Here is a 1,107-nt window from a genome sequence, read left to right on the forward strand (position 1 = left end):
GCCGTTGAGGGTGTTGTTCGCTCGGGTGTGTCGTCCGGTGGCGGTGCCGGGGACGGTCGGGGCGTGGTACCGCGGGCGGCGTCTGGTCGCTGTGGACGGCACGACCTTCGACCTGCCCGACAGCGAGGCGAACGCGGGGTTCTTCGGCCGGCCGGGTACGAGTCGGGGCCAGGGTCGGAGCGCGTATCCGCAGGCGAGGGTGGCCGTGTTGGTCGAGTGCGGCACCCACGTGGTGTTCGCGGCCGACATCGCGCCGCTCGCCGTGCGCGAGACGACCGCGGCCAGGCGGTTGTTCGCGTCGTTGGAGCCCGGGATGCTCCTGTTGGCCGACCGGGGTTTCCACGACTTCGAACTGTGGCGGGCGGCCTCCGCGACCGGCGCGGACCTGTTGTGGCGGATCAAGGGCAACGCCGTGCTCCCGGTCCTGACCTCCCTGCCCGACGGGTCCTACCTCTCGGAGATCTTCGCCGGTCACGACAGGAGACGCGTCGATCCGATCCGGGTCCGTGTGGTCGAGTACACCCTGGGCCCGGGCGCCGGGGAGGAGATCGTGTATCGGCTGATCACCACCCTCCACGATCCCTCGGCGGCTCCGGCCGCCGAGTTGGCGGCGCTGTATCACGAGCGATGGGAGATCGAGACCGCCCTCGACGAGATCAAGACCCACCAGGGCGGTCCCGGCCACGTGTTGCGTTCCCGTCACCCGGCGGGTGTCGAACAGGAGATCCTCGGTGTTCTCCTGGTCCACCACGCCCTGCGCGACCTGATGCACCACGCCGCTCGGGACGCGGACTGCGACCCGGACAGGCTGTCCTTCATCCGAACCCTGCGCGTCGTCCGCCGCCACGTCACCGATCAGGCGGCGTTTTCCCCCCTCCCGACTCGCCGTCGCACTCCTCGCCACCCTGTGTGAGATCCACGAACGGCCCCTGCCGCCGAGGCGGTTACGCTCCAACCCCCGCGTCATCAAGCGCAAGATGTCCAACTGGGCGCTCAAGCGAACCGAGCACCGCAGCACACCCCCACCGAACCCACCCGACGTCACGCTCGTCGGACCGACCCGCACCACCCCAACCCGCCGCAGAAAGACCTAAAACACCGGTATTG

Annotated in this window: 1 protein-coding gene; it reads left to right on the top strand. The window is 69.6% G+C overall.

From position 1 onward, the window contains the following. A partial coding sequence (locus ACWCPW_RS52050; protein WP_449768700.1) for an IS4 family transposase occupies nucleotides 1-913 on the top strand: 913 nt, incomplete at its 5' end. Nucleotides 914-1,107 lie beyond the last annotated feature (194 nt).

This window comes from Embleya sp. NPDC001921, assembly GCF_053594475.1.